Below are 23,148 nucleotides of genomic sequence, written 5' to 3' on the forward strand. Positions count from 1 at the left end.
CCCGGCGGTAAAGCGGGGGGACGAAGACCTCCTCTTCCCCACCCCCGGAATACTGTGCGCCACTGGTTGCCTGCCCCGATTCACCATCGCTTTTCGGGAGCACCGGAAGAATCGTCCGTAGAATTTGCGGGCCGCTCCCGAACGGCATCGCAGGTCCACTGTGGATTGGTCAGGCACCAGGGTTCTCGGTGCTCACAAGACCACGAACAGGGGCATCGACGGCCCGCCCGGCACGACCCGTGGTATTCGGGCGACCACGACCGGCACCCGGGCGGAGGCGGGCAGCACGTCGGTGATCGAAATTCTCCGTCTCCGCGTTACAACCTTTTCCTGAGAAGAAGCTGAAGGTATTTCGCATACTCGGGAGTAGTACTAGACAGTACGTCTATACTTGGACCAACTGTCCAGACCGGGAGGCAACGGTGGAGTACTGGTACACCGACGAGCGGTCGGGGGCGCGCTACCCCGGTGACCCGCTGCGCTGGCGCGGCGACGACGGCGCCCCGCTGACCGTCGCCGCCGGGGCGGGCCTGCGCCCGGCGGACGTCGACACCGGCGTCCGCTCGCTCTGGCGGTACCGGGCCGCACTGCCCGGCGACCTCCGCCCGGTGTCGCTCGGCGAGGGCTGCACGCCGCTCGTCCCGCAGGCCTGGGGCGACGCGGAGGTCCGGTTCAAGCTCGAATGGTTCGGCCCGACCGGCAGCTTCAAGGACCGCGGCTCGAGCGTCATGGTCTCCGCGCTGGCCGGCGCCGGCGTGCGGGCGCTCCTCGAGGACAGCTCCGGCAACGGCGGCTCGTCGGTGGCGGCCTACAGCGCCGCGGCCGGGATCGCGGCGACCGTCCTGGCCCCGGCCGGGACGTCGCCGGCGAAGGTGCTGCAGACCCGCGCGTACGGCGCGACCGTCGAGCTGGTGCCGGGCACCCGCGACGACACCGCCGCCGAAGCCGTCCGGCGGTCGGACCGCACGACCTACGCCAGCCACAACTGGCACCCGTTCTTCCTGCAGGGCACCAAGACCCTCGCCTACGAGCTGTGGGAGGACCTCGGCTTCCGCGCGCCGGACGCCGTCGTCACCGTGGCCGGCGCGGGCAGCATCGTGCTCGGCTGCGACCTCGGGTTCGGCGAGCTCCTCGCCGCCGGATCGATCACCCGGCGCCCGCGCCTGCTCGTCGCGCAGCCACGCAACTGCTCCCCCGTCGACGCCGCCTTCCACGACCGGGAGCCACCGGAGTTCGCCCCGACCGTCGCCGAAGGCACGGCGATCCGCCGTCCGGTGCGGCTGCCGGAGGTCGTCGCGGCGATCCGGCGCTCGGGCGGGGACACCGCCGCGATCGACGAGGACGCCATCGCCGCGGCCGCCCGCCGGCTCGCGGCACTGGGCCTCTACGCGGAGCCCACCAGCGCGACGGCCGCCGCGGCCATCGACGTCTTCCGCGCGCGGGGCGCCATCCGGCCCGGCGAGACCACGGTCGTCGTGCTCACCGGCTCGGGCCTGAAAGCCGCGGACCGGCTGCGGGAGCTGATCGGATGAACGAGGACGAGCTGCTGCTGCGCGAGGCGGAGAAGATCGCGCACGCCGTCGGCCGGATGTTCCCCGGCCTGTGCGAGGTGGTGCTGCACGACCTGCGCGACCCCGCCCACGCCGTGCGCGCGATCGAAGGCGGCCTGTCCGGGCGCGCGGTCGGCGACCCGGCCACCGAGCTGGGGCTGGCCCGCATCGCCGACCCGGAGTTCCCGGACGTGCTGCAGAACTACCCGAACCGCTTCCCCGACGGCCGCCCGGCGAAGAGCACGTCGATCGGCCTCCGCAACTCGGCCGGCGAGTACGTCGCGGCACTGTGCCTCAACCTCGACGTCTCCCTGCTCGGGTCGGCGGCCCACGCCCTGACCCGGCTGGCCACCACCGGCGAGCCGGCCCCGCTCGCCGAGACCCTGCGCGCCCGCACGGCCGACGAGCTGCGCGCGCTGGTCGAGGACCACGCCGGCGAGCGCGGCCACACCCCGCGCAGCCTCCCGGCGGCCGCGAAGAAGGAGCTGGTGCGAGACCTGAAGGAGCGCGGGTTCCTGGAGCTGAAGAACGCGGTGCCGGTCCTGACCGACCTGCTCGGGATCTCACGGGCCAGCGTCTACAACTACCTGCGCTGAAGTCAGAACACCGACCAGCCGGTCAGCGTCGTGAAGCGGTCGAGGGCGGCCACCCCGGCGACGGAGTTGCCGCGCGCGTCCAGGCCGGGGCTCCAGACGCAGACCGCGCACCGGCCCGGGACGATCGCGACGATGCCGCCGCCCACGCCGCTCTTGCCCGGCAGGCCGACGCGGTAGGCGAACTCGCCCGCCGCGTCGTACGTGCCGCACGTCAGCATGATGGCGTTGATCCGCTTCGCCGCGCTCAGCCCGAGCAGGCGCGAGCCGTCGTTGCGGAGGCCGTGGCGGGCCAGGAACAACGCCGAGCGGGCGACGTCGCCGCAGCTCATCGCGATCGAGCACTGGCGGACGTACTGGTCCAGCACCGACGGCACCGGGTGGCGCATGTTGCCGTAGGAGGCCATGAAGTGCGCGAGGGCGCGGTTGCGGTCCGCGTGCGCGGCCTCCGACGCCGCCACTTCGGCGTCCACGGCGATTTCCGCGCGGCCGCTTTCCTGCCGGAGGAAGGCGAGCAACGCGTCCGCCGCGTCGCCGTGGCGGGCGAGCTCGTCGGTCACCACCAGGGCACCGGCGTTGATGAACGGGTTGCGCGGAATGCCGTTCTCGTGTTCGAGCTGCACCAGCGAATTGAACGGGCCGCCCGACGGTTCGCGGCCGACCCGCGCCCACACGCTGTCCCCGCGCGAAAGCGCCAGCGCGAGGGTGAACACTTTGGACATGCTCTGCACCGAAAACGGGCGCTCCCAGTCGCCGACGCCGTGCACGGCACCGTCCACTTCGGCCACCGCCATGCCGAACCGCCACGGCTCGACCCTGGCCAGCGCGGGGATGTAGTCCGCGACGGCGCCGCGGCCGACCTCCGGCGCGACGTCGTCGGCTATCCGGTCCAGCAGCGCCGCGAGATCCACGGGCCCGAGCGTAGAAGGCGCACCGGCGCCGGCTTCGGCCACCCCGTGTCAAATCGAATCCGGCAATCCGCGGAGAAATCTCCGCAGTGATCTCCGGCACACCTTAAGTCTTCCTTAGCCTGCTTGGTGACCTGCCGCACACGCTCTAGCGTCCGGTAACCATGGATTCCTCGCTGCTCACCGAAAAAGGTGAAAGCTACTCGAAAGCACTGGGCAACCGCCAAGTGCAGATGATCGCCATCGGCGGCGCGATCGGCGTCGGGCTCTTCCTCGGCGCCGGCGGCAAGCTCCACCAGGTCGGGCCGTCGCTGATCTTCTCGTACGCGATCTGCGGCATCGCCGCGTACTTCGTGATGCGCGCGCTCGGCGAACTCGTCCTGCACGAGCCCAGTTCCGGCAGCTTCGTCACCTACGCGCGGAAGTTCATCGGGCCGTGGGCCGGTTTCGTCTCCGGCTGGATGTACTGGGTGAACTGGGCGATGACCGGGATCGCCGAGATCACCGCGGTCGCCATCTACGTGCACAAGTGGCTGCCGGACGTGCCGCAGTGGATCACCGCGCTGATCGCGCTGGGTGTCCTGCTGGCGGTGAACCTGCTGTCGGTGAAGGTGTTCGGCGAGCTGGAGTTCTGGTTCTCGGTGGTCAAGGTGCTGGCCATCGTCGTCTTCCTGGTCGTCGGCGCGGGCCTGGTGCTGACCAGCGCCGACATCGGCGGCACCCCGGCCGGCGCGCACAACCTGACCGGCCACAGTGGACTGTTCCCGGCCGGCATCGGCGTCGCGCTGATGACGTTGCAGGCGGTCATCTTCGCCTACTCGGCGATCGAGGTCGTCGGCATCGCGGCCGGCGAAACGAAGGACGCCCGCAAGGTGCTGCCGAAGGCGATCAACGGCGTGGTCTGGCGGATCGGCGTGTTCTACGTCGGCTCGGTGCTGCTGCTGGCGATGCTGCTGCCGTGGCCGTTCTACAGCGGCGACGAGAGCCCGTTCGTGACGGTGTTCAGCAGGCTCGGCATCCCGGGCATCGGCGACGTGATGAACGCGGTGGTCCTGACCGCGGCGCTGTCCAGCGTCAACTCGGGCCTCTATTCGACCGGCCGGATCCTGCGGTCGCTGGCCGAAAAGGGCGAGGCGCCGTCGTTCGTCAGCCGGATGAGCAGCAGGCAGGTGCCCTACGGCGGCATCCTGTTCACGTCGGTGGCGTACGTGCTGGGCGTGGTGCTGAACTACCTGGTGCCGAAGGAGGCGTTCGACATCGCGATCGCGATCGCGTCCCTCGGCGTGATCAGCACGTGGGCGACGCTGATCTTCTGCCAGCTCCGGCTGCGCCAGGCCGCCCTGCGCGGCGAGCTGGAGCGCCCGTCGTACCGGATGCCGTGGGCGCCCTACAGCGGCTGGGCGACCCTCGGCTTCCTGGCACTGGTGGTGGCCCTGATGGGCTTCTCGGACGGCGCGGAGAAGATCGCGTTCTACTCGATCCCGGTGCTGGCGGTGATCCTGGCGGTGGGCTGGCGGTTCGTCGTCAAGCGCCGCGACCGCACCCCGGCCGGGTAGCGCCCGGGCCGCGGGCGGGCATACTCGACGCGTGTCCTCGAGCAGCACGGAACCCCGGCGGGTGACGATCCACGACGTCGCGCGCTCCGCCGGGGTCTCCCGGCAGACCGTCTCCCGGGCGCTGAACGACAAGGCCGAGATCGACGGCTCGACCAAGCAGCGCGTCCTCGACGCCGCCCGCGCGCTCGGGTACCGGCCCAGCCGGTTCGCCCGCGGCCTCGTCCGGCCCGACACCACCACCATCGGGCTCGTCGTGCCGGACCTGCTCAACCCCTTCTTCACCGAGGTCGCCTCCGGGGCGCTGGAGGCGGCACGGGCCCGCGGCTGGCACGTCGTCGTGCACGACACCGCCGACGACCCCGACCAGGAGCTCGCCACGCTGCGGGTGATCGGCACCCAGGTCGACGCCGTCGCCGGGTACTTCGGCCGGTCCGACGACGACCTCGCGCGCCTCACCGCCGGCATCCCGGTGGTCCTGATCGGCCGCGAGCCGCGCAGCCCGCGGTTCCCCGGCGTCGGCATCGACGGCGAGGACGGCGTCCGCGAGGCCGTCGCCCACCTCGTCTCGTGCGGGCACCGGCGGATCGGCATGCTCGACGGGCACCCCGCGCCGAGCGTCCGCCGCCGGTGGTTCCTGCGGGCCGCCGCGGAGTACGGCGTCGCGGTGCAGCCCGGCTGGATCGCGGCCGGCGCCCAGTCCGTCGACGGCGGTGGCGCCGCCCTCGCCGATCTGCTCGCCGCCCACCCCGACGTCACCGCCGTGTTCGCCTTCAACGACGTGATGGCCATCGGCGCCCTGCGCGAGGCCCGCCGGTTCGGCCTGCGCCTGCCCGCCGACCTCGCCGTGATCGGGTTCGACGGCCTCGCCCTCGGCACCCTCGTCGAGCCGGAGCTCTCGAGCGTGGCGATCGACACCCGCGCGGTCGGCGCGCTGGCCGTCGAGCAGGCAGCCCGGCTCGTGACCGGCGCCGAGCCGCTCGACCCCGCCGAGCTGATCGTCCGCGCCCGCCTCCACCTGCGCGAATCCGCTTGATCCCTTGACACCCGTTCCGGCCGGGAAGCACACTGCGAGGCGGGCCGTGAACGTTCACGGGAACGTTCACGGACAGTCTGGAAGGGACCACATGTCGTACGTCGAAGACCCCGGCCCCGGCCGCGGTTCGCTGCCGCCGCGCGCGGCCTTCACCTCCGACGCGCCGGCGCTGTCGTTGAACGGCGCCTGGCGGTTCCGGCTGTCACCGAGCCTCGCGGCCGCGCCGGCGGGGGTCGAGGGCGAGGAATTCGACGACTCGGCGTGGGACGAGCTGCCGGTGCCGTCGCTGTGGCAGCTGCACGGCCACGGGCGGCCCGCCTACACGAACGTGCCGTACCCGTTCCCGGTCGACCCGCCGCACGTGCCGTCCGACAACCCGACCGGCGACCACCGGCTGCGGTTCGACCTGCCCGCCGACTGGCCCGCCGGGTCCGCGGTGCTGCGCTTCGACGGCATCGACTCGTGCGGCCAGATCTGGCTCAACGGCACCGAACTCGGCGTCACGCAGGGCAGCAGGCTGCCGTCGGAGTTCGAGGTCGGGGCGCTGCTGCGGCCGTCGGGCAACGTCCTCGTGGTGCGCGTGCACCAGTGGTCGGCGGGCAGCTACCTCGAAGACCAGGACATGTGGTGGGCCTCGGGCATCTTCCGCGCCGTCACCCTGCTCGCCCGCCCGGCCGGCGGCATCGGGGACTACTGGGTCCGCGCCTTTTACGACCACACCACCGGCCTGGGCACGGTCCGGGTCGAGACCGGCCCGAACGTCGTGCTGGCCATCCCCGAGCTGGGCGTCACCGGGCACCCGGCGGGTGAGCCGCTGGAGCTGCCGGTCGAGCCGTGGAGCGCCGAGACGCCCCGGCTGTACGACGGAACGCTGGCCACCGCGGCCGAGCGGGTGCCGGTGCGGATCGGCTTCCGGACGGTGACGATCTCCGGCGGGCAGCTCAAGGTCAACGGCCGCCCGCTGATGCTGCGCGGGGTCAACCGCCACGAGCACGACCCGCACACCGGGCGGGTCGTGTCGCCGGAGACAGCGCTGGCCGACGTGCTGCTGATGAAGCGGCACAACATCAACGCGGTCCGGACCAGTCACTACCCGCCCGACCCGGCGTTCCTCGAGCTGTGCGACACCCATGGCCTGTGGGTGATCGACGAGTGCGACCTGGAGACCCACGGCTTCGAACTGCTGGGCTGGGCCGGCAACCCGAGCGGCGACCCACGCTGGACCGAGGCCTACCTCGACCGGATCCGGCGCACGGTGGAGCGGGACAAGAACCGGCCCAGCGTGATCCTCTGGTCGCTGGGCAACGAAAGCCACACCGGTGAGAACCTCGCGCGGATGGCGGAGTGGGTGCACGACCGCGACCCGTCCCGGCCGGTGCACTACGAGGGCGACCACGACTGCGCCTACGTGGACGTGCACAGCCGGATGTACGCCACGCACGAGGACGTCGAGCGGATCGGGCGCCGGGAGGACGACAACGCGCGTCGCCGGGATCTCCCGTTCCTGCAGTGCGAGTACGGGCACGCGATGGGCAACGGCCCGGGCGGGCTGCTGGAGTACCGGGAGCTGTTCGAGCGGTACCCGAACTGCCAGGGCGGGTTCGTCTGGGAGTGGATCGACCACGGCCTCGCCGCCGACGGGCACTTCGCCTACGGCGGGGACTTCGGCGAGCAGCTGCACGACGGCAACTTCGTCATCGACGGCCTGGTCTTCCCCGACCGGACGCCGTCGCCGGGGTTGATCGAGTTCGCGAAGGTCATCGAGCCGGTCCGGATCTCCGCCGACCCGGCCGGCATCCGGATCGGCAACCACTACGACTTCGTGGACACCGGGCACCTCACGTTCACCTGGGTGCTGGAGGAGGAGGGAACCGAGGTCGCCCGAGGCGTTCTCGACGTCCCGTCCGTCCACTCCGGACAGAGCGTGACGGTTCCGCTCCCGGCCCTGCCGTCGACGAGCGGCGAGTCGTGGTTGACGGTGTCGGCGGCATGGGCGTCGGCGACGACGTGGGCACCGGCCGGGCACGTCGTCGCCTGGGGACAGCTGGCGGTGTCGGCGGCACGGGCCGCGGAACCGCTCCCCCGGCGCGGGCCGGTGTTCCGCACGGGCGGCCGGCTCGTGCTGGGCGCCGGCGAGTTCGACCCGGCGACGGGCGTGTTGTCGTCCCTCGGCGGCCACGCGGTGCACGGGCCTCGCCTCGACGTCTGGCGGGCGACGACGGACAACGACCGGGGCGAGTTCGCCGGCCGGCCGCAGGCCGAGCTGTGGCGCGAGGCCGGGCTGCACCGCATGCAGCACCGGGTGATCACGGTCGACGCCGACGGCGAGGAGCTGGTGGTGCGCACCCGGGTGGCCCCGCCGGCCCAGGCGTTCGGGCTGTTCGCGGACTACACGTGGACGGCGTTCGAAGACCGCCTCCGCCTGCGCGTCGAGGTGACCCCGGACGGCGAGTTCCCGGGCACGCTCCCCCGCCTCGGCCTGGCGATGGCGGTCCCGGGCACACTGGGTTCGGCGGAGTGGTTCGGCGGCGGCCCGGGAGAGGCGTACCCGGACAGCCGCCAGGCGGCGCGGATCGGCCGGTTCTCGAGCAGAGTCGACGGTTTGCAGACGCCGTACGTGTTCCCCCAGGAGAACGGCAACCGCACGGCGGTCCGCTGGGCCCGGTGGACGGACCCGGACGGCGCGGGCATCCGCGTGGACGGCGACCCGGTCTTCGACTTCACGGCCCGCCGCTGGACAGCGGCGGCTTTGGAGGCGGCGCGGCACACCGACGACCTGCTCCCGGACGACGTGGTGCATCTGACGCTGGACGTGGCCCAGCAGGGACTCGGGACGGCGTCCTGCGGGCCCGGGGTGCTGCCGCGGTACCGGCTGGTGGCGCAGAAGACGGAGTTCACGCTGTGGTTCCGGGCGGTACCGGGCCACTGACGTCGCGCCCGCTCGGCTCGCCGGCCCGGCCCCGTCCCAAGCACCCCAATGTGGCGTTGGTTGCGCTCAACGCACCCAATGTGGCGTTCGGTGCGTCCAACGCACCGAACGCCACATTGGGGCGCATGGGGGCCGGCGATCTCGGCTGGCTGGGTGAGCGAAGCGCCCGGCTCAGCTCCGCAGCATCGGCGGGTACAGCACCTTGGCCGCCCCGCGCCGGTAGAGGCGGGCGGGGCGGCCGCCGTCGCGGGTTGTCGTGCTGCCCGTCGGCTCCAGGAGGCCCTCCGCGCCCGTCACCTTGCGGTGGAAGTTGCGCGGGTCCAGGCGCGTGTCCCACACCAGCTCGTACACCCGCCGCAGCTCCGCGACCGTGAACTCCGGTGCGCAGAACGCCGTCGCCAGCGGTGAATACTCCAGCTTCGCGCGGGCCCGCTCGACGCCGTCGGCCAGGATGCGGTCGTGGTCGAACGCCAGGCGCTCGGCGCGCAACGACCGCACCGGCGCCCAGCGGGCCTCCGCCGCGTCGGTGCCAGCCTGCGGTACCGGCAGGTCCGGCGCCAGTGCCAGGTACGCCACCGTCACCACCCGCATCCGCGGGTCCCGGTCCGGCGCGCCGTAGCCCGCCAGCTGTTCGATGTGGACGGTCCCCGGGGCCAGGCCCGTCTCCTCCGCCAGCTCCCGGCGCGCCGCGTCCGCCAGGTCCTCGTCGGGCCGGACGAACCCGCCGGGCAACGCCCAGTCGCCGAGGTACGGCGGAATCCCCCGGCGGACGACCAGCGCGCACAGCTCCTCCCCGGTCAACGTGAGCACGACCAGGTCCACGGTGACGGCGAACGGCGGGTGACCCATGCCACCCACCCTAATCGTCATCTTGACGATTAGCCAGCCGACCCATATCGTCACGTCGACGATAAGAGGAGGCTCCATGGCCGACATCGACCGCCGGTTCGGGTTCCGGCACCTGCGGGGTGCCCCCACCGTGCACATCCGCCACTACCGCCGCGGCAAGCTCGCGCACGACGGCGTCGGGCTGTCGTTCTGGTACCGGCCGCTGACGGCGGTCGTCTCGGAGGTCCCGGTCGACGACCGTGAGCTGCCGCTGCTGTTCCACGCCCGCACCGCCGACTTCCAGGACGTCACCGTCCAGCTCGCCCTCACCTTCCGGATCGAGGACCCGGCGCTGGCCGCGCAGCGCATCGACTTCTCCATCGACCCGGACACCGGCCGCTGGCGGAGCGACCCGCTCGCCCAGATCAGCGGGCTGCTCACCGAAAACGTCCAGCAGTACGCCGTCGAGGTGCTGACTCGCACCCCGCTGGCCACCGCGCTCGTCGACGGCGTCCGCGCGGTCCGCGACCGCATCCGCGCCGGCCTGGCCGAAGAGGACACCCGGCTCGCGCAGACCGGCTCGGCGGTGATCGACGTCCGCGTCGTGGCGATCCGGGCCGAGGCCGACGTCGAGAAGGCGCTCCAGACGACCGCGCGGGAGAAGGTGCAGCAGGAGGCCGACCGGGCGACGTTCGAACGGCGTGCCCTCGCCGTCGAACGCGAGCGCGCGATCAGCGAAAACGAGCTGCAGAACCAGATCGAGCTGGCCCGCCGCGAGGAGCAGCTGCTCGCCCAGCGCGGCGCGAACGCCCGGCGTCAGGCCGAAGAAGCGGCGGAGGCGAACCGGATCGAGACGGAGGCGCAGGCGTCGCGCGAGGAGCGGCTGACCCAGGTGAAGGCCGCGGGCAAGCGGGCACTCGGCGAGGCGGAGGCGGCGGGTGAGGCGGCCAGGCTGGCGGCGTACCGCGACCTGCCGGAGGGGGTGCTGACCGGGCTGGCGCTCAAGGAACTCGCGGGCAACCTGCCGCAGATCGACAGCCTCGTGCTGACGCCGGACCTGCTCACGCCGCTGCTGACGAAGCTGGGCGTGCGCTCGTGAGCCTGGCCCCGCGGGTCGTGCTCGTCCACCGCCGCACCGAACTCGACGAGCTGCTCGCCCGCCACGGCACGCGCGGGCAGGCGGAGTTCTTCCTGCGCACCCGGGGCCGCGACCTCGCCGAGGTGACCGCGGCGGACGCGGCGGTGCGTGCCGCGCTCGCCGCGGCCAGCGCCGCCATCCCGCTCGACTGGCGCCGCGGCGAGGTCGAACGCGCCGACCTCGACCGGTTCCTGTTCACGCCCGAGGACGTCGTCGTGGTGGTCGGGCAGGACGGCCTGATCGCCAACGTCGCCAAGTACCTCGACGGCCAGCCGGTGATCGGGGTCGCCCCGGGTGAGCCCGGCGTGCTGGTCAGGCACCCGGTGGAGGCCGTCGCCGATCTCGTGCGGTCCACCGGCGACGTCGAGCACCGGACGATGGCGGAGCTCACCGCGGACGACGGCCAGCGGCTGCTCGCCCTCAACGAGATCTACCTGGGGCATGCCGGGCACCAGACTGCCCGCTACCGGCTGGGGGTCGGTGGCGGGCGGGCGGAGCGCCAGGCGTCGTCGGGGATCCTGGTCGGGACGGGCACCGGGGCGACCGGCTGGTGCGGGTCGGTGTGGCGCGAACGCCGCAGCGGCCTGCCCCTGCCGGCCCCCGGCGAAGCCCGGCTGGTCTGGTTCGTGCGGGAGGCCTGGCCGTCACCGACGACCGGGACCACCTGCACCGAGGGCGAGCTGACGCGGGCGCCGCTGACGGTCGAGGTCGAATCCGACCGGCTGGTCGCGTTCGGCGACGGCCTCGAAGCCGACACGGTCGCCCTGACCCGCGGCCAGACGGCGGTCTTCGCTCCCGCGGCGAAGACCGTCCGCCTGGTGCGGTGACGGAACGGACGACACGCGTGCTCAGACGGACGACACGCGTGTGGAGTTGCCCCGGTGAGGCGGACACGGGGTTTTCAGGCAGCCAGGGCCTGACGATAGTTGATTCGGGCTTCGGCTGGGGTGTTCTGGCCGACCGTTGAGTGCAGCCGGTTGTGGTTGTAGTAGCGCAGCCAGGTGAACACGTCCTGGCGCGCCTCGGCGCGGGTGCGCCAGATCGAGACACCGATTTCGGTCTTCAGGGTGGCGAAGAAGGCTTCGGCGACGGCGTTGTCGTAGCAGGACCCCACCCGCCCGACCGACGGGCGGATCCGGTGCTCGGCGAGGGCGGCCCGGAACTGGCTGCTCGTGTATTGGACGCCGCGGTCGGAGTGGAACACCGCGTCGGGCTGGATGAGGCCGCGGGCGGTCGCGAGGTCGATGGCGTCGCAGACGAGGTCGGTGCGCATGTGGTCGGCCATGGCGTGACCGACGACCTCCCGGGTGTGCAGGTCGATGACGGTGGCCAGGTAGAGCCAGCCCTCGAAGGTGGGCAGGCAGGTGATGTCCCCGACCAGCCGTGTCCCGGGTTTCTCGGCGGTGAAGTCGCGGCGGATCAGGTCCTGTGCTGGGGTGACCGGGCCGGCCGCAGGCCGGGTCAACGCTCGGCGTTTGCGGCGGGTGATCCCGGCCAGGCCGTGTGCGCGCATGAGCCGCTCGACCCGCTTGTGGTTCACCACGATCCCGCGGCGGTGCAGTTCGGCGGTGACACGGGGGACGCCGTAGGCACCGCGGTGTTCGGTATGGATCTCGGTGATCAGCCTGACCAGTTCGGCCTCGGCCTCCGCCCGCCGGGCACGGCCGGCTTCGGCGGCGATCCACTCGTGGAAGCCTTGCCGGCGCAGGCCCAGGACCTGGCACAACCGCTTGACACCGAACTCGGTTCGGTGTTCGGAGATGAACCGGTAGCGGTAGATCATCGATCCATCTCGCGCGCAAAATAGGCGGCCGCTTTCCGCAGGATCTCCTTCTCTTTCTGCAGCTCAGCGACCTGCTTCCGCAACCGCGTCACCTCCAGGGCCTCCGCCGGGTCTTCTGCCGGCGGCCCGGCCTCCGCGGCCTGCTTGGCGGTGTTGACCCACGCCCGCAGGGTCTCGTGGTTGACCCCTAGTTCGCGGGCGATCTGCCGCAACGGCCGGTCACTCGAGTTGACCAGCTCGACCGCGTCACGACGGAACTGCTCCGGATACTTCGACCTGGAAGACATCAGGACATCCTCCCTCCAGACCACTGTCTGGAATCAAGGTGTCCGGCCCCACGGGGCAACTCCACGTGTCTGAAGGGACGACACGGCGGTCAGGTGCCGTAGCGGGCCTTGACGATCGACGGGGTGTCGAGGTTGTGGCCCGCGTCCATGCTCTGGGCCAGGCGCAGGTACTGGCCCTCGGCCCACATCAGCGGGCCCGCGCTGCCCGTCGGGCGGCCGAGACCGAAGCAGCCGACGTCCGCGCGGTCCCAGACCTGCTCGGGGACGAAGTAGCCGTCGTTGACCGAGTCCGCCATCGACTTCAGGTACACCGCCGCCGACCTGCCGTTGGCCAGCTCGTACTGCCCGCGTTCCCCGGACAGCACCGGCCAGAGGCGGCCGAAGCGCTGGCCTGCACCGGCGGGCCAGCCGCTGCAGTTGGCGTTGCTCTCGCCGTAGTTGTCGTGGGGGTAGCGGTGGAAGTAGATGTCGCCGTTGGGCAGCGTCACCTGCATGGGCGCGTTGCCGTCGGACGCCGCGGCCGTGGGGGCCACCGAGCCGGCGATCGTCGCGTCGGCTGCCGGGCGAATGCCGAGCCGGACCAGGTCGAGGAAGCCGAAGTCCGTGACGTCGTGCTCGTAGAAGCAGCCTTCGTCGAAGCAGATCGTCGCGGTGTCGTTCGGGTTTCCGGCGCGGTCGAGACGCTCGTAGTACGTGTGGCCGCCCCAGTAGCCGGACGTCGTGACGGTCCAGCCGGCCAGGGAGTTGCGCCAGGAGTCCGCTGTGGACTCCCAGGACGCCGCGCTCGCCGTGTCGCCGTTGGCCCGGGCGATGGCTCCGGCCGCGATCAGGCCGGCGATCTCGGCCGCCACCGAGGAGGGTGACTTGCCGTACTGCTCCTCCCAGCGCTCGGTCGTGTCCGGACCGGTCGACACGATGTGGTTCGCCGTCGTCTTGACCTTGGCGTAGGTCGACGCGTCGGTGAGGCCGGTCATCCACGCCAGGAGGATGGCGTTCGCGTCCTGGTCGAGCTGTTCGCAGCAGCCGAGCTGCTGAGGGCTTGCCCCGGCGACGCCGGAAACGGGGCTGTAGCGCGGGAACGAGCCAGCGGGGTACGTCATGCCGTCACCCGCGGTCGGGGTGCCGATCCACTGGGAGTTCCAGAGGAACTGGGCCATGCGTTTCGCCTGGGCGGTGTCGCCTGCCGCGATGAGGCCCGTGGCCTGCTGGTAGAGGTCGCGGCCCCAGACGCGGTGGTAGCCGTCGTTGAGGTGGTCCCCGTTGGTGAAGTCACCCCAGGGAGTGGCCAGGCCCGCGACGCTTGCTCCGGGGTGCTGCTTGTCTTCGGCCGTCTTCAGCGCCATGGCCGCGACGTAGTAGGTACGGCGTCGTTGCGTGTCGGCCGAGACGCTGGCCGGCGCGGGTTTGAGGCTGTTGACGTAGGAGTTCCAGCCGCTGCGGTAGGAGGCCGACACGGCGGTGAACCCGCTGCTCAGCGACGCGCTCGCGGCCGACGAGGCGGCCGCCGCGGTGCCGCCGTAGCCGAGGGCCACCGTGAAGGTGGTGTCCGCGCCCACCGGGATCTGTCCACACTGGACCACGTTGCCCGTGCCGGAGATGTTGTCGAACTGGTTGTTCAGTGCCTTGTCGGCGCGGAGGTCCACCAGGCAGTCACTGGCCGCGCCGCTGTAGCCGTTGTCGTGGGCGGCGAAACCGGTCGAGGCTCGCAGTGCCGAGACGACCGTCGTCGCTGACCCGCCGAAGAGTGTTTCGGTTCCGCTCGCCAGCAGGCCGGTGCCGTCCCACCAGGCGTTGTCGTTGGCTCCGCCGCCGGCCATCGAGGGGTTGGCCAGGAGGTAGAGGCGGTAGCTGCCGCCGTCGAGGGACTGGAAGCGGGTGCTCGTCACCAGGGTCGCGCGGGCCGGGTCGGTCACGTAGTTCGTCGTGATCCGGTACTTGCCGCTCTTCGCCGTGTTGGTGATCGTGTACTGGAGGGCTTTTTCGTCGGGCATGGTCACGACGTGGTTCGTGGCGTCGCGTTCCAGGTCCACGAAGGTCGAGCCGTCGGTGATGACGTACTGCATGTCCTGCATGTTGGGGACGTCGGCTCGGGGGTAGAAGACCTCCGACGTCACCCCGTTGGCCACCGTGAACCAGACGGGGCCGGCGGTGGTCGTCGATGTTCCCAGTGCCGACTTGTTGCCCGTGGCCCAGGAGGCTCCTCCTCCGCAGCAGTCCGTTGCCGTTCCTGCTGCCTGGGCGGTTCCCTGGAGGGTTGCGGCCAGCAGGACTGCTGCTCCGGTGGCGGCCAGGACCGCTTTCCACCTGATCATCGGGGGCCTCCGACGGCGTTGTCGTGGATATGTTGTTGGCCGCAACATATTGAGCCGTGGCGTGGTGACAGGCAATGTCCGATCGGACTTTATCGATTCAGATTGGGCCGGCTGGCGGCTTCTGATCGGGGCTGCGGGGGGCCTGGGCGGACTGGGGCTGGTTATGCGTTGGCGATGCGGTCGAGCCACTCGGCCATGAGCGTGCGCTCGGCTTTGGTGAGCCTTGTCGCGCCGTCGAGTCCCGCCTTCAGTGCCACCGCGCGCTCCGGGAGGTTTGTGCCTGCCGGCTCCTTCGCTCCGGTCAAGATGCGGTCCAGCACCGTTTCGCGGGCCGTTTCCGAGAGGTCGGGATCTCGCTCTGCCTCCGGCGTTGCTATCTGGGTCAGCACTACGCCCATTCCTGCTGCGTGTGTCAGGTGTGCCGCCCGCTCTACGCTCACGCGGAGACGGCCTGCCGATGCCACTCGCTTCACTATGCGTCGCAGCATAGCTTCCGCCTCGCGAGCTGCCGGGGAGGTGCGGCCCGGGCGGGGGTCGCCGTACATCAGTACGTAGAACTCCGGCCTTGCCAAGCCGAACTCGATGTGGAGGTCCCAGCCGCGGCGGAGGTCCTCCACCGGGTCGGCCGTTTCACCCATCGCTCGCTTGCTCTTCAGGTACTCGTCGAAGCCGTACGCCGCCACCGCGTCGAGGAGGCCGTCCTTGTCTCCGAACAGGCGGTAGAGCGCCGGGGGCTGGACTCCCGCCGCCGCGCTCACCGCGCGGGTGGACAGGCCTTCACGACCCTCCGCCGCCAGCAGGGCCGCCGCCGCCTCGAGGATTCGCCCGCGGGTGTCCGCCGCCGTCTTCGGTGCCATGGTTACAATGATAACAAGAGTTTGGTATCAGGTGTTCGGTAGTGTGATCCGGTGGGTCAGGCGGCGCAGCAAGGACGCTGCCTCCGCCATGCAGCGGGCCGGGTCCGGTTCCAGGTCTGTCAGTGCGTACGCCGCTGCGATGCCTGCGCTCGCCAGCTCCGCTGCCGTGAGCTCGCAGCGCCCCGACACGGCGACGCACGGGATTCCCTTCGCGGCCGCCGCGCGGGCCACTCCGGCCGGGGCCTTGCCGGACAGCGTCTGCCTGTCGAGGGAGCCCTCGCCGGTGATCACCAGGGTGGCTTCGGCCAGTGCCTCGTCGAAGCCGAGCAGGTCGAGGAGCAGGTCGATGCCCGGGCGCATCCGCGCGCCCAGCACCGCCATGGCCGCGAAGCCCACTCCCCCGGCCGCTCCGGCTCCCGGGTGGGCCGCGTACTCCGGGCCGGCGATCGATGCCCAGTGCCGCAGGGCCGCGTCCAAGGTTTCGACGTCGGCCGGGGACGCCCCCTTCTGCGGGCCGTAGACCGCTGCGGCCCCGCTCGGTCCGTACAGGGGGTTGTCCACGTCGCTCGCCAGCTCGATGTCCACTTCGGACAGGTGTGACACGTCCAGGGAAGCCACCTCGGACAATGCCGCACCCCCGAACGGGACTTCGCGCCCGTCGTGGTCGAGGAGCCGGGCGCCGAGTGCGGTCACCATTCCCGCGCCGCCGTCGGTGCAGGCGCTTCCTCCCACGCCCAGCACGACCCGGCGGCAGCCGGCCCGGATCGCGGCCGCGATGATGTCGCCGGTCCCGGCGCTCGTGGCGGTGAGCGGCCGGCGGGCCGGCGGGAGGAGGTGCAGTCCGGATGCCTCCGCCAGCTCGACCACCGCGGTGTCGCCGCGGACCGCGTACGACGCCGTCCGCCACTCGCCCGCCGGGCCGCGGGCCGGGACCTCGACGCGGTGGAAGCCCGCCGCCACCGCCGCGTCGAGGGTTCCCTCGCCGCCGTCGGCCACCGGGAGCCGGTGGACCGCCGCCGCGGGGTGGACGTCGGCCAGGCCCGCCGCCACCGCCGAGGCCACCTCCGCCGCGGTCAGCGAGCCCTTGAACTTGTCCGGGGCGATCAGGACCTTCACGCGCTCGCCTTGAACGCCCGCCAGTCGCCGATCTCGGTGATGTCCCGGAGGGCCACGTGCGAGGTGTACGGCCGCCGCAGCAGCATGGCGAAGGCCGAACTCCCGTCCGCCAGCTCCACCACGCCCAGCTCCAGCTCGTGGGGTTCGGCCGGGAGCACCTTGTCCCGCAGGGCGTCCAGGGACACGTCGTACACCTCGCCGGTGACCGGGGCGCCGCCGTGCGAGACCGGGTACAGGGCCGGGCACTGGTCGCCCACCGCGTAGAACCGGTACTTCGGGGCCGTTTCCGCCGTCGCCACGAACGGCGATCCGGCCAGCAGGTGGTGCAGGGGCTCGCCGCGCATGGCGCCGCCGTTGAAGAACATCAGGGGCACGGGAACTCCTTAGCGGAAGAGGGCTTCGACGCCGTCGATGGCGAAGTACACCGCGAACACCAGGGCCAGCAGGGAAAGCAGCCAGCCCGCTTCGCGCCACTTGCCACGGCCGATCTTGACAAGCACGAAGGCGATCAGGCCGGCGCCGACGCCGTTGGTGATCGAGTACGTGAACGGGATCAGCGCCGCGGTCAGGAACACCGGGATCGTGTAGTCCGGGTCGTGCCACGGAATGGTGCGGCACTGCGCGACCATCATGCCGCCGATGACCACCAGCGCCGGTGCCGCCGCTTGGGCCGGGACCACCCCGGCCAGCGGCGTGAACAGCAGTGTTCCGGCGAACAGCAGGCCCGTGACGACGCTCGCCAGGCCGGTCCGCGCGCCCTCCCCGACGCCGGCCGCCGACTCCAGGAACACCGTGTTCGGCGACGAGCCGGTGACGCCGCCGGCGATCGCGCCCGCGCCGTCGACCAGCAGGATGCGGCCCATCCGGGGCACCTTGCCGTTCTTCGACAGCCCGGCTTCGTCGGAGACGCTGGTGATCGTGCCCATCGCATCGAAGAAACCGGACAGCACCAGCGTGAACAGGAAGACCGTGGCCGCGAGCGCGCCCGCCGAGGCGAAGCCGCCGAAGAGGTCGACGTGGCCGAAGAGCCCGAAATCGGGGGCAGCGACGACGTGGTCGGGCAGTTCCGGCGTCGTGAGTCCCCAGCCGCCGACCCCGAACCCCTGGTGCAGCACGACGGCGAACACGGTGGCCACCCCGATGCTGATCAGCACCGCGCCGGGGACCTTGCGGGCCACCAGCACGATCATCAGCAGCAGCCCGAAGCAGAACACGACGATCGGCCAGCCGTGCAGGTGCCCGCCCGCCCCGAGGCGCACCGGGACCGTGGTCTGCGCCGAGTCCGGCACGCGGGTGACGAACCCGGCACTGACCAGGCCGACGAGCGCGATGTACAGCCCGATCCCGACGGTGATCGCCGTCTTGAGCGGCCGCGGGATGGCGTTCATGATCCGCTCGCGGACGCCGCTGACCGCCATCAGCACGATGCACACGCCTTCGAGCACGACCAGCCCGAACGCCTGCGCCCACGTCATCTCCGGCGCCATCTGGAAGGCGACGATGCCGTTGATGCCGAGCCCGGCGGCCAGCGCGAGGGGTGCGTTGCCGACGAGTCCCATGAGGACGGTCATCACAGCGGCGGCCAGCGCGGTCGCCGTGGTCACCTGGGCGGCCGACAGCCGGGCGCCGGTGATGTCGGCGGAGGCGCCGAGGATGAGCGGGTTGAGCAGCACGATGTAGGCCATCGCGACGAACGTGGTGACGCCGCCGCGGACTTCACGGCCGATCGTGGTCTGCCTCGCCCGCAGCTCGAACACTTTGTCCAGGAACGAGCTGCGTTGTACGGGAGGTTCCGTTACGGGGGTGGGGACTTCGGTCTGGGTCATGCGTCCTGCCCTTGCCGGTGGGTGTGCTCGGCCAGGCCAAGGCACAGCGCCGTGCCTGGGCGAGCGGGACGTTCGATTGGGTTGTGCTCCGGTCAGCTGCTGGCCTCGTGGGTCAGTAGTCGGTGCGGTCGCTCTTGTCGAGCCAGGCCGCGAACGGCGCGAATCCGTCCGTTGCGGACAGTCGCGTCACGGGGACCGTCCACGTCTCGCGCGGGCGGTCGAAGAGTTCGTAGAAGGCACGGTCGTCGAAACCGGCCTTGGCCGCGTCGTCGCGGTCGGCGGTATACAGAATCCTGTCCACTCGCGCCCACAGCGCCGACGACAGGCACATCGGGCACGGCTCGCAGCTGGAGACGAGCACGCAGCCGTCCAGCTTGAACGTGCCCAGCTCCTGGCAGGCCGCCCGGATGGCGACGACCTCCGCGTGCGCGGTGGGGTCCAGGTTCGCCGTGACGCGGTTGACGCCGGTCGCGACCACTTCGCCGTCCTTCACGATCAGCGCGCCGAACGGGCCGCCGCCGTTTTCGACGTTGTGGGTGGCGATGCGGACGGCTTCGGACAGCCATTCCTGCTCGGCGGAAATCGACGTGGTCATCTCAGACTCCGGTGATGTGCTCGGGGCGGATCGGGACGCGCGGCAGCTCGAGGCCGGTGGCCGCGCGGATGGCGTTGGCGATCGCCGGCGTGGCGGAGATCGTGGGCGGCTCGCCGACGCCGCGGACGCCGTAGGGCGCGTGCGGGTCGGGCCGCTCGAGGACGTCGACGCGCATCGGCGGCATGTCGAGGATCGTCGGGATGAGGTAGTCGGTGAACGACGGGTTCCGCACCTTGCCGCCCTCGACGAGGATCTCCTCCATCACGGCCAGGCCGAGGCCCTGTGCCGAGCCGCCCTGGATCTGGGCGACGACGGCGTCGGGGTTCATCGCCTTGCCGACGTCCTGGGCGCAGTCGAGCTGCACCACCTTGACCAGCCCGAGGTCGAGGTCGACGTCGACCACCGCGCGGTGGGCGGAGAAGCCGTACTGGACGTGCGCGTCACCCTGGCCGGTCTCCGGGTCGAGGGGGTGGGTCGGCCGGTGGTGGTACTCGCGGGTCTCCTCGATCGCCGTGTCGCCGAGCAGCTCGGCCAGGTCGGCGACGACTTCGCCGTCGGCCGCGACCACCTTCCCGCCGGCCAGGGTCATGCCTTCGGTCGAGCGTCCCAGTCGGCTGTATACCGTATCCGCGACCGCGCGGCAGGCGTTGCGCACCGCACCGCCGGTGACGTACGTCTGGCGCGACGCCGAGCTGGAACCGGCGTCGCCGACGCTCGTGTCCGCCGGGTGCACGCTCACCCGCGTCACGCCCAGCTCGGTGCGGGCGATCTGCTGCTGCAGCGTCACCAGGCCCTGGCCGACCTCCGCGGCGGCGGTGTGTACCATCGCCACCGCTTCGCCGCCGATCACCTCCAGGCGGACGCGGGCGGTCGAGTAGTCGTCGAGGCCTTCGGCGTAGGAGATGTTCTTGATCGTCACGCCGTAGCCGACCCCGCGGACGACGCCTTCGCCGTGGGTGGTGTTGGACGCGCCGCCGGGCAGTTCGCGGATGTCGGCCTGCTCGCCGCGCGCGGGCGGCAGCGGCATGTCCCGCAGCCGCTGGAGGAGTTCCGCCACCGGCGCCGGGAAGTCGACCACCTGGCCGGTGACCACAGTGGACCCTTCGCTGAGCGCGTTGCGGATCCGCAGCTCGGCGGGATCCATGGCCAGCGCGGCGGCGAGTTTGTCCATCTGGGACTCGTAGGCGTACGTCGGCTGCACCGCGCCGAGCCCGCGCATGGCGCCGCAGGTGGGGTTGTTGGTGTAGACACCCCAGCCCTCGATGTGGGCGTTCGGTACGTCATAGGGACCGACGCCCAACGTCGTGCCGTTGCCGACCACGACCGGGGTCTTGGACGCGTACGCGCCGCCGTCGAAGTACAGCTTCGCCCGGACGTACACGAGCTTTCCGTCGCGAGTCGCCCCGTGCTCGTAGTACATCTTCGCCGGGTGGCGGTGCACATGCCCGAAGAACGACTCCAGGCGGTTGTAGCTCATCTTCACCGGACGCCCGGTGCGCAGCGCGAGCATGCAGGAGTGGATCTGCATCGACAGGTCCTCGCGGCCGCCGAAGGCGCCGCCGACCCCGGACAGCGTCAGCCGCACCTTGTCCAGCGGCAGGCCGAGGGCCTTCGCCGTCTGCCGCTGGTCGACGTGCAGCCACTGGGTGGCGAGGTAGAGGTCGACGCCGCCGTCCTCGGCCGGCACGGCCAGCCCGGACTCCGGGCCGAGGAACGCCTGGTCCTGCATGCCGATCTCGTAGACGCCGGTCACGACCACGTCGGCCGTGGCGTCCGGGTCGCCCTTGACGATCCGCTGGTGGCGGACCAGGTTTCCGCCCGGGTGCAGCTTCGGCAGGGTGTCGTCGTGCGCGGCCCGCTCGGGGTCGGTGATCGGCTCCAGGACGTCGTACTCGACGACGATCTCCTTCAGCGCCTGCCGCGCGATCTCCGGGTCGTCGGCGGCCAGGATGGCCACCGGTTCGCCCTGGTAGCGGACCAGGCCGGCGGCCAGCGCGGGGGTGTCCTGGAACTTCAGGCCGTAGACGTTCTCGCCGGGCACGTCCTCGTGCGTCAGCACCGCGTGCACGCCCGGCTGGGCGAGGGCGCGGGAGACGTCGAGGCGGACGATCCGGGCGTGCGGGTGCGGGCTGCGCAGGGTGGCGCCCCACAGCATGTCCTCGTGCCAGAGGTCCGAGGAGTAGGCGAACTCGCCGCGGACCTTGAGCGTGCCGTCCGGGCGCAGCGGGCTCTCGCCGATGCCGCCGGCGATGGTGTCGTGCAGCTCCTGCGGGGAGCGGGCCGGCGCGCTCATCGGACCGCCTTCTTCGCGGCGGCGTCGCGGACGGCGTCGAGGATCTTCTCGTAGCCGGTGCAGCGGCAGAGGTTGCCGGCGAGGGCCTCGCGGATCTCGACGTCGGACGGCTCGGGGTTCCGCTCGATCAGGTCGTGCGCGGCCACCAGCAGGCCGGGCGTGCAGAACCCGCACTGGACGGCCCCGCGTTCGACGAACGCCTCCTGCACCGGGTCGAGGTCGTCGCCGGAGGCGAGCCCTTCGACGGTGACGACCTCGCGGCCCTCGGCCTGCCCGGCCGCGACCAGGCACGCACACGCCGGAACGCCGTCGAGGTAGACCGTGCACGAACCGCATTCGCCCTGCTCGCAGGCGTTCTTCGAGCCCGGCAGGCCAAGCCGCTCACGCAGCACGTAAAGCAGGCTCTCGCCTTCCCAGACGTTGTCCGCCCGGCGGGGTTCGCCGTTGACGGTGACGTTCACGCGCACTTCGCGCTCCCTCCGCAATATTCGGTCCAGGCCCAGGTCAGCGTCCTTCTCGCCATGACGCCCAGGGCATGGCGCCGGTAGGCCGCGCTCCCCCGGACGTCGTCGATCGGCGACGCGGCCGCGGCGACCAGGTCGCCGAAGCGGCGTTTCACCGAGTCGGCGATCGGCTTCGGCGCGTCCCAGTCCAGCTCGGCGGCCAGGAACTCCTCGGCGTCGAACGCCCGCCGCGGGGTGGGTGCGGCCGAGCCGACGCCGGTGCCGACCCGCTTCTCCGCCGGGTGCAGGGCGAGCCCGAAGGCGGCGACGGCGATGACCATCGCGTTGCGCGTGCCGATCTTGCTGAACTGCTGCGGCCCGCTGGCCGGGGCCAGCAGGACCGCGGTGATCAGCTCGTCCGGGGCCAGGACGTTCTTCTTCACCCCGACGTAGAAATCCTTCGCGGCGACGATCCTCGTCCCGCGTACGGAGGCGATCTCGACTTCGGCGTCCGCGGCCAGCAGGGCCGGGTGGGAGTCCCCCGCGGGCGAGGCCGCGCCGAGGTTGCCGCCCACCGAACCGCGGTTGCGGATCTGCGGGGACCCGACGGTCCGCGCGGCCATCGCCAGGCCGGGCAGTTTCGTGCCCAGCTCGGTGATGATCCGGCTGTAGGGCACGGCCGCGCCGATCCGGATCCGGCCGCCGTCGGTGCCGTGCTCGTGCAGCTCGGGCACGCGTCCCAGGTCGAGCAGGGCTTCCGGGCGGCGGTGGTCGAAGTTGAGCTCGACCATCACGTCCGTGCCACCGGCGAGCGGGACCGCACCGGGGTTCGCGGCCTTCGCGGCGAGCGCGCCGGCCAGCGAGGCGGGTCGGAGGAATTCCACTGTGGACGTCCTTTCGGGGGTGCTTCGGCAAGAAGTAGACACGCTCCCGCGTGGCCCCGACCACGGCAAAACCCCTGAAAGACGGGTGAATTTCCGGCCCGCGTTTGTACTTTCCTCCAAGGCTCGTCCCGCGGGCACGCCAAGGCCGCCGTGCGAGGTCGGGGGCCTCGCACGGCGGCGCCGGGTACCGCGTATTCGGGAAGGGTCCTGCGGGGAA

Annotated in this window: 20 protein-coding genes; 7 read left to right on the forward strand and 13 right to left on the reverse strand. The window is 71.7% G+C overall.

Annotation, left to right across the window (positions count from 1 at the left end; genetic code table 11):
- The first annotated feature begins 422 nt into the window (after positions 1–422).
- Together BLW76_RS26505 and BLW76_RS26510 are read left to right on the forward strand one after the other, a co-directional pair.
- On the forward strand, positions 423–1,532 hold the full coding sequence (locus BLW76_RS26505; RefSeq protein ID WP_091312070.1) for a threonine synthase: 1,110 nt from the start codon (positions 423–425) through the stop codon (positions 1,530–1,532).
- Positions 1,529–2,146 carry a helix-turn-helix transcriptional regulator gene (locus tag BLW76_RS26510; RefSeq protein WP_091312072.1) on the forward strand — a complete coding sequence of 206 codons (618 nt, stop codon included), beginning with the start codon at positions 1,529–1,531 and terminating at the stop codon, positions 2,144–2,146. Before BLW76_RS26505 ends, BLW76_RS26510 begins: the two co-directional genes overlap by 4 nt.
- A gap of 2 nt (positions 2,147–2,148) precedes the next feature.
- Here BLW76_RS26510 and BLW76_RS26515 read toward each other — a convergent pair whose 3' ends face one another.
- The gene (locus tag BLW76_RS26515) at positions 2,149–3,054 is read right to left on the reverse strand and encodes a glutaminase (protein ID WP_091312074.1); all 906 of its coding nucleotides are present in this window, start codon (positions 3,052–3,054) and stop codon (positions 2,149–2,151) included.
- 161 nt (positions 3,055–3,215) lie between these two features.
- Between BLW76_RS26515 and BLW76_RS26520 the strand changes: the two genes are divergently transcribed.
- The 3 genes from BLW76_RS26520 to BLW76_RS26530 all read left to right on the forward strand — a co-directional run bounded on the left by BLW76_RS26520 (position 3,216) and on the right by BLW76_RS26530 (position 8,569).
- Positions 3,216–4,607: an amino acid permease gene (locus BLW76_RS26520; RefSeq protein WP_091312077.1), complete on the forward strand. Its 1,392-nt coding sequence runs from the start codon at positions 3,216–3,218 to the stop codon at positions 4,605–4,607.
- 31 nt (positions 4,608–4,638) lie between these two features.
- A complete protein-coding gene (locus BLW76_RS26525) occupies positions 4,639–5,640 on the forward strand; it encodes a LacI family DNA-binding transcriptional regulator (RefSeq protein ID WP_244170314.1) in 1,002 nt (333 codons plus the stop codon).
- A gap of 91 nt (positions 5,641–5,731) precedes the next feature.
- Entirely contained in the window at positions 5,732–8,569 is a 2,838-nt protein-coding gene (locus BLW76_RS26530) for a glycoside hydrolase family 2 TIM barrel-domain containing protein (RefSeq protein WP_091312083.1), read from the forward strand.
- Between the two features lie 171 nt (positions 8,570–8,740).
- Here the strand turns inward: BLW76_RS26530 and BLW76_RS26535 are convergent, their stop codons facing one another.
- Positions 8,741–9,418 carry an NUDIX hydrolase gene (locus tag BLW76_RS26535; protein ID WP_091312086.1) on the reverse strand — a complete coding sequence of 226 codons (678 nt, stop codon included), beginning with the start codon at positions 9,416–9,418 and terminating at the stop codon, positions 8,741–8,743.
- Between the two features lie 76 nt (positions 9,419–9,494).
- Here BLW76_RS26535 and BLW76_RS26540 point away from each other — a divergent pair, with 76 nt between their 5' ends.
- Both BLW76_RS26540 and BLW76_RS26545 read left to right on the forward strand, forming a co-directional pair.
- Positions 9,495–10,496 (forward strand): SPFH domain-containing protein, encoded by a 1,002-nt coding sequence (locus tag BLW76_RS26540; RefSeq protein WP_091312089.1) that lies wholly within the window; start codon positions 9,495–9,497, stop codon positions 10,494–10,496.
- On the forward strand, positions 10,493–11,362 hold the full coding sequence (locus tag BLW76_RS26545; RefSeq protein ID WP_091312091.1) for an NAD(+)/NADH kinase: 870 nt from the start codon (positions 10,493–10,495) through the stop codon (positions 11,360–11,362). Before BLW76_RS26540 ends, BLW76_RS26545 begins: the two co-directional genes overlap by 4 nt.
- 74 nt (positions 11,363–11,436) lie before the next feature.
- On the opposite strand, the gene BLW76_RS26550 is transcribed toward BLW76_RS26545, so the two are convergent.
- The 11 genes from BLW76_RS26550 to BLW76_RS26600 form a co-directional block, all read right to left on the reverse strand.
- Complete coding sequence (locus tag BLW76_RS26550) at positions 11,437–12,318, reverse strand: IS3 family transposase (protein WP_091312093.1); 882 nt, start codon at positions 12,316–12,318, stop codon at positions 11,437–11,439.
- Positions 12,315–12,605, reverse strand: coding sequence for a transposase (locus BLW76_RS26555; RefSeq protein WP_091304319.1), 291 nt, complete (start codon positions 12,603–12,605; stop codon positions 12,315–12,317). The genes BLW76_RS26550 and BLW76_RS26555 overlap by 4 nt, the downstream gene beginning before the upstream one ends.
- Before the next feature lie 89 nt (positions 12,606–12,694).
- The gene (locus BLW76_RS26560) at positions 12,695–14,917 is read right to left on the reverse strand and encodes a glycoside hydrolase family 15 protein (protein ID WP_091312096.1); all 2,223 of its coding nucleotides are present in this window, start codon (positions 14,915–14,917) and stop codon (positions 12,695–12,697) included.
- Between the two features lie 161 nt (positions 14,918–15,078).
- A complete protein-coding gene (locus BLW76_RS26565) occupies positions 15,079–15,774 on the reverse strand; it encodes a TetR/AcrR family transcriptional regulator (RefSeq protein WP_091312098.1) in 696 nt (231 codons plus the stop codon).
- 27 nt (positions 15,775–15,801) lie between these two features.
- Complete coding sequence (locus BLW76_RS26570) at positions 15,802–16,890, reverse strand: glycerate kinase (protein WP_091312100.1); 1,089 nt, start codon at positions 16,888–16,890, stop codon at positions 15,802–15,804.
- Entirely contained in the window at positions 16,887–17,264 is a 378-nt protein-coding gene (locus tag BLW76_RS26575) for an allophanate hydrolase-related protein (RefSeq protein WP_091312102.1), read from the reverse strand. The genes BLW76_RS26570 and BLW76_RS26575 overlap by 4 nt, the downstream gene beginning before the upstream one ends.
- A 9-nt stretch (positions 17,265–17,273) precedes the next feature.
- Positions 17,274–18,716 carry an NCS2 family permease gene (locus BLW76_RS26580; protein WP_091312105.1) on the reverse strand — a complete coding sequence of 481 codons (1,443 nt, stop codon included), beginning with the start codon at positions 18,714–18,716 and terminating at the stop codon, positions 17,274–17,276.
- Positions 18,717–18,828: 112 nt separating this feature from the next.
- Positions 18,829–19,311: a nucleoside deaminase gene (locus BLW76_RS26585; RefSeq protein ID WP_091312108.1), complete on the reverse strand. Its 483-nt coding sequence runs from the start codon at positions 19,309–19,311 to the stop codon at positions 18,829–18,831.
- A 1-nt stretch (position 19,312) separates the two neighbouring features.
- Entirely contained in the window at positions 19,313–21,604 is a 2,292-nt protein-coding gene (gene pucD, locus BLW76_RS26590) for a xanthine dehydrogenase subunit D (RefSeq protein WP_091312109.1), read from the reverse strand.
- A complete protein-coding gene (locus BLW76_RS26595) occupies positions 21,601–22,071 on the reverse strand; it encodes a (2Fe-2S)-binding protein (RefSeq protein WP_091312112.1) in 471 nt (156 codons plus the stop codon). The genes pucD and BLW76_RS26595 overlap by 4 nt, the downstream gene beginning before the upstream one ends.
- Positions 22,062–22,931, reverse strand: a complete 870-nt coding sequence (locus tag BLW76_RS26600; RefSeq protein ID WP_091312113.1) for an FAD binding domain-containing protein — start codon at positions 22,929–22,931, stop codon at positions 22,062–22,064. Before BLW76_RS26600 ends, BLW76_RS26595 begins: the two co-directional genes overlap by 10 nt.
- Positions 22,932–23,148 lie beyond the last annotated feature (217 nt).

Source organism: Amycolatopsis tolypomycina, assembly GCF_900105945.1.
Lineage (GTDB): Bacteria > Actinomycetota > Actinomycetes > Mycobacteriales > Pseudonocardiaceae > Amycolatopsis > Amycolatopsis tolypomycina.

What these genes read in the sequence shown, in the direction of transcription:
- BLW76_RS26510 (WP_091312072.1), top strand. Translation starts at nt 1,529, where the DNA reads ATGAACGAGGACGAGCTGCTGCTGCGCGAGGCGGAGAAGATCGCGCAC.
- BLW76_RS26520 (WP_091312077.1), top strand. Translation starts at nt 3,216, where the DNA reads ATGGATTCCTCGCTGCTCACCGAAAAAGGTGAAAGCTACTCGAAAGCA.
- BLW76_RS26530 (WP_091312083.1), top strand. Translation starts at nt 5,732, where the DNA reads ATGTCGTACGTCGAAGACCCCGGCCCCGGCCGCGGTTCGCTGCCGCCG.
- BLW76_RS26535 (WP_091312086.1), bottom strand. Translation starts at nt 9,418, where the DNA reads ATGGGTCACCCGCCGTTCGCCGTCACCGTGGACCTGGTCGTGCTCACG.
- BLW76_RS26540 (WP_091312089.1), top strand. Translation starts at nt 9,495, where the DNA reads ATGGCCGACATCGACCGCCGGTTCGGGTTCCGGCACCTGCGGGGTGCC.
- BLW76_RS26550 (WP_091312093.1), bottom strand. Translation starts at nt 12,318, where the DNA reads ATGATCTACCGCTACCGGTTCATCTCCGAACACCGAACCGAGTTCGGT.
- BLW76_RS26555 (WP_091304319.1), bottom strand. Translation starts at nt 12,605, where the DNA reads ATGTCTTCCAGGTCGAAGTATCCGGAGCAGTTCCGTCGTGACGCGGTC.
- BLW76_RS26560 (WP_091312096.1), bottom strand. Translation starts at nt 14,917, where the DNA reads ATGATCAGGTGGAAAGCGGTCCTGGCCGCCACCGGAGCAGCAGTCCTG.
- BLW76_RS26565 (WP_091312098.1), bottom strand. Translation starts at nt 15,774, where the DNA reads ATGGCACCGAAGACGGCGGCGGACACCCGCGGGCGAATCCTCGAGGCG.
- BLW76_RS26580 (WP_091312105.1), bottom strand. Translation starts at nt 18,716, where the DNA reads ATGACCCAGACCGAAGTCCCCACCCCCGTAACGGAACCTCCCGTACAA.
- BLW76_RS26585 (WP_091312108.1), bottom strand. Translation starts at nt 19,311, where the DNA reads ATGACCACGTCGATTTCCGCCGAGCAGGAATGGCTGTCCGAAGCCGTC.
- pucD (WP_091312109.1), bottom strand. Translation starts at nt 21,604, where the DNA reads ATGAGCGCGCCGGCCCGCTCCCCGCAGGAGCTGCACGACACCATCGCC.